The organism is Streptomyces sp. NPDC001744 (assembly GCF_042892575.1).
GTDB lineage: Bacteria > Actinomycetota > Actinomycetes > Streptomycetales > Streptomycetaceae > Streptomyces.
This window is the reverse complement of the sequence record NZ_JBIAUG010000048.1, coordinates 1-5,196: the sequence shown is the minus strand read 5'-3', so window position 1 is coordinate 5,196 and position 5,196 is coordinate 1. Positions and strand designations below refer to the sequence as shown.

At 58.0% G+C, this 5,196-nt stretch carries 3 rRNA genes; all 3 read right to left on the bottom strand.

Features of this window, described 5'->3' with window-relative positions:
• Position 1 precedes the first annotated feature (1 nt).
• Positions 2-118: ribosomal RNA gene (rrf, locus tag ACFYZY_RS29900) — 5S ribosomal RNA — on the bottom strand.
• Positions 119-216: 98 nt separating this feature from the next.
• Positions 217-3,338: ribosomal RNA gene (locus tag ACFYZY_RS29895) — 23S ribosomal RNA — on the bottom strand.
• Between the two features lie 284 nt (positions 3,339-3,622).
• Positions 3,623-5,148, bottom strand: a 16S ribosomal RNA gene (locus ACFYZY_RS29890).
• Together the 16S, 23S and 5S rRNA genes form the textbook arrangement of a ribosomal RNA operon.
• Positions 5,149-5,196 lie beyond the last annotated feature (48 nt).

Genomic DNA, 5,196 nt, shown 5'->3' with positions numbered 1-5,196 from the left:
TGTTCGGCGGTGTCCTACTCTCCCACAGGGTCCCCCCTGCAGTACCATCGGCGCTGAAAGGCTTAGCTTCCGGGTTCGGAATGTAACCGGGCGTTTCCCTAACGCTATGACCACCGAAACTCTATGAAACTGTGAACACCGCACGCACCAAACCCTGTTTCCGGGGTTCGGGGTGTGTTCGTGGTTTCAGAACCAACACAGTGGACGCGAGCAACTGAGGACAAGCCCTCGGCCTATTAGTACCGGTCAGCTCCACCCCTTACAGGGCTTCCACATCCGGCCTATCAACCCAGTCGTCTACTGGGAGCCTTACCCCATCAAGTGGGTGGGAATACTCATCTCGAAGCAGGCTTCCCGCTTAGATGCTTTCAGCGGTTATCCCTCCCGAACGTAGCCAACCAGCCATGCCCTTGGCAGGACAACTGGCACACCAGAGGTTCGTCCGTCCCGGTCCTCTCGTACTAGGGACAGCCCTTCTCAATATTCCTGCGCGCGCAGCGGATAGGGACCGAACTGTCTCACGACGTTCTAAACCCAGCTCGCGTACCGCTTTAATGGGCGAACAGCCCAACCCTTGGGACCGACTCCAGCCCCAGGATGCGACGAGCCGACATCGAGGTGCCAAACCATCCCGTCGATATGGACTCTTGGGGAAGATCAGCCTGTTATCCCCGGGGTACCTTTTATCCGTTGAGCGACGGCGCTTCCACAAGCCACCGCCGGATCACTAGTCCCGACTTTCGTCCCTGCTCGACCCGTCGGTCTCACAGTCAAGCTCCCTTGTGCACTTACACTCAACACCTGATTGCCAACCAGGCTGAGGGAACCTTTGGGCGCCTCCGTTACCCTTTGGGAGGCAACCGCCCCAGTTAAACTACCCATCAGACACTGTCCCTGATCCGGATCACGGACCGAGGTTAGACATCCAGCACGACCAGAGTGGTATTTCAACGGCGACTCCACCATGACTGGCGTCACGGCTTCACAGTCTCCCACCTATCCTACACAAGCCGAACCGAACACCAATATCAAACTGTAGTAAAGGTCCCGGGGTCTTTCCGTCCTGCTGCGCGAAACGAGCATCTTTACTCGTAGTGCAATTTCACCGGGCCTATGGTTGAGACAGTCGAGAAGTCGTTACGCCATTCGTGCAGGTCGGAACTTACCCGACAAGGAATTTCGCTACCTTAGGATGGTTATAGTTACCACCGCCGTTTACTGGCGCTTAAGTTCTCAGCTTCGCAACCCCGAAAGGTCACTAACCGGTCCCCTTAACGTTCCAGCACCGGGCAGGCGTCAGTCCGTATACATCGCCTTACGGCTTCGCACGGACCTGTGTTTTTAGTAAACAGTCGCTTCTCGCTGGTCTCTGCGGCCACCCCCAGCTCGGGGAGCAAGTCCCTTCACCGGTGATGGCCCCCCTTCTCCCGAAGTTACGGGGGCATTTTGCCGAGTTCCTTAACCATAGTTCACCCGAACGCCTCGGTATTCTCTACCTGACCACCTGAGTCGGTTTAGGGTACGGGCCGCCATGAAACTCGCTAGAGGCTTTTCTCGACAGCATAGGATCATCCACTTCACCACAATCGGCTCGGCATCAGGTCTCAGCCTCGTGTGTGACGGATTTGCCTGTCACACGGCCTACACCCTTACCCCGGGACAACCACCGCCCGGGCTGGACTACCTTCCTGCGTCACCCCATCGCTTACCTACTACCACCTTGGTTCGCCGGCTCCACCACTTTCCATTCCCCGAAGGGTCCGGAACGGCTTCACGGGCTTAGCATCAATGGGCTCGGTATTGGGCGTTTCAAAGCGGGTACCGGAATATCAACCGGTTGTCCATCGACTACGCCTGTCGGCCTCGCCTTAGGTCCCGACTTACCCTGGGCAGATCAGCTTGACCCAGGAACCCTTAGTCAATCGGCGCACACGTTTCTCACGTGTGTATCGCTACTCATGCCTGCATTCTCACTCGTGAACCGTCCACAACTCGCTTCCGCGGCTGCTTCACCCGGCACACGACGCTCCCCTACCCATCACAGCCTCCGTTGGGAGTACATGCTGCAATGACACGACTTCGGCGGTACGCTTGAGCCCCGCTACATTGTCGGCGCGGAATCACTTGACCAGTGAGCTATTACGCACTCTTTCAAGGGTGGCTGCTTCTAAGCCAACCTCCTGGTTGTCTCTGCGACTCCACATCCTTTCCCACTTAGCGTACGCTTAGGGGCCTTAGTCGATGCTCTGGGCTGTTTCCCTCTCGACCATGGAGCTTATCCCCCACAGTCTCACTGCCGTGCTCTCACTTACCGGCATTCGGAGTTTGGCTAAGGTCAGTAACCCGGTAGGGCCCATCGCCTATCCAGTGCTCTACCTCCGGCAAGAAACACACGACGCTGCACCTAAATGCATTTCGGGGAGAACCAGCTATCACGGAGTTTGATTGGCCTTTCACCCCTAACCACAGGTCATCCCCCAGGTTTTCAACCCTGGTGGGTTCGGTCCTCCACGAAGTCTTACCTCCGCTTCAACCTGCCCATGGCTAGATCACTCCGCTTCGGGTCTTGAGCGTGCTACTAAAAGCGCCCTGTTCGGACTCGCTTTCGCTACGGCTTCCCCACACGGGTTAACCTCGCAACACACCGCAAACTCGCAGGCTCATTCTTCAAAAGGCACGCAGTCACGAGACACAAGCAAGCTTGTGTCCGACGCTCCCACGGCTTGTAGGCACACGGTTTCAGGTACTATTTCACTCCGCTCCCGCGGTACTTTTCACCATTCCCTCACGGTACTATCCGCTATCGGTCACCAGGGAATATTTAGGCTTAGCGGGTGGTCCCGCCAGATTCACACGGGATTTCTCGGGCCCCGTGCTACTTGGGTGTCTCTCCAACGAGCCGTTGATGTTTCGTCTACGGGGGTCTTACCCTCTACGCCGGACCTTTCGCATGTCCTTCGACTACACCAACGGTTTCTGACTCGTCCTGTCGCCGGCAGACGACAGAAGAGAGATCCCACAACCCCGCATGCGCAACCCCTGCCGGGTATCACACGCATACGGTTTGGCCTCATCCGGTTTCGCTCGCCACTACTCCCGGAATCACGGTTGTTTTCTCTTCCTGAGGGTACTGAGATGTTTCACTTCCCCTCGTTCCCTCCACATGCCCTATGTGTTCAGGCATGGGTGACAGCCCATGACGACTGCCGGGTTTCCCCATTCGGAAACCCCCGGATCAAAGCCTGGTTGACGGCTCCCCGGGGACTATCGTGGCCTCCCACGTCCTTCATCGGTTCCTGGTGCCAAGGCATCCACCGTGCGCCCTTAAAAACTTGGCCACAGATGCTCGCGTCCACTGTGCAGTTCTCAAACAACGACCAGCCACCCACCACCCCACCGCACGCGGTGAGTTCACTGGGGCCGGCATCCTCGAAGACACGACCATGCGGCCGTACCCTCAGACACCCAACAACGTGCCAGGCACGAGCTGCCGTCCGTCTCCTCTTTCCACGCCGAAGCAGTACTCGAAGACCATCAGGATCGCTCGCGCCAACTAATCAACGTTCCACCCATGAGCTGACCGTGCAGAACGTTCGTCTGCATCCGGTGCTGTGCTCCTTAGAAAGGAGGTGATCCAGCCGCACCTTCCGGTACGGCTACCTTGTTACGACTTCGTCCCAATCGCCAGTCCCACCTTCGACAGCTCCCTCCCACAAGGGGTTGGGCCACCGGCTTCGGGTGTTACCGACTTTCGTGACGTGACGGGCGGTGTGTACAAGGCCCGGGAACGTATTCACCGCAGCAATGCTGATCTGCGATTACTAGCAACTCCGACTTCATGGGGTCGAGTTGCAGACCCCAATCCGAACTGAGACCGGCTTTTTGAGATTCGCTCCGCCTCGCGGCATCGCAGCTCTTTGTACCGGCCATTGTAGCACGTGTGCAGCCCAAGACATAAGGGGCATGATGACTTGACGTCGTCCCCACCTTCCTCCGAGTTGACCCCGGCGGTCTCCTGTGAGTCCCCATCACCCCGAAGGGCATGCTGGCAACACAGGACAAGGGTTGCGCTCGTTGCGGGACTTAACCCAACATCTCACGACACGAGCTGACGACAGCCATGCACCACCTGTATACCGACCACAAGGGGGCGACCATCTCTGGCCGTTTCCGGTATATGTCAAGCCTTGGTAAGGTTCTTCGCGTTGCGTCGAATTAAGCCACATGCTCCGCTGCTTGTGCGGGCCCCCGTCAATTCCTTTGAGTTTTAGCCTTGCGGCCGTACTCCCCAGGCGGGGAACTTAATGCGTTAGCTGCGGCACCGACGACGTGGAATGTCGCCAACACCTAGTTCCCAACGTTTACGGCGTGGACTACCAGGGTATCTAATCCTGTTCGCTCCCCACGCTTTCGCTCCTCAGCGTCAGTAATGGCCCAGAGATCCGCCTTCGCCACCGGTGTTCCTCCTGATATCTGCGCATTTCACCGCTACACCAGGAATTCCGATCTCCCCTACCACACTCTAGCCTGCCCGTATCGGATGCAGACCCGGGGTTAAGCCCCGGGCTTTCACACCCGACGTGACAAGCCGCCTACGAGCTCTTTACGCCCAATAATTCCGGACAACGCTTGCGCCCTACGTATTACCGCGGCTGCTGGCACGTAGTTAGCCGGCGCTTCTTCTGCAGGTACCGTCACTTGCGCTTCTTCCCTGCTGAAAGAGGTTTACAACCCGAAGGCCGTCATCCCTCACGCGGCGTCGCTGCATCAGGCTTTCGCCCATTGTGCAATATTCCCCACTGCTGCCTCCCGTAGGAGTCTGGGCCGTGTCTCAGTCCCAGTGTGGCCGGTCGCCCTCTCAGGCCGGCTACCCGTCGTCGCCTTGGTAGGCCATTACCCCACCAACAAGCTGATAGGCCGCGGGCTCATCCTTCACCGCCGGAGCTTTCCACCCGCCGAGATGCCTCGGCGGGTCGTATCCGGTATTAGACCCCGTTTCCAGGGCTTGTCCCAGAGTGAAGGGCAGATTGCCCACGTGTTACTCACCCGTTCGCCACTAATCCACCCCGAAGGGCTTCATCGTTCGACTTGCATGTGTTAAGCACGCCGCCAGCGTTCGTCCTGAGCCAGGATCAAACTCTCCGTGAATGTGTACCCGTAATCGGGTGAAACACTCGCGTTGAGCGGGACAGCCAG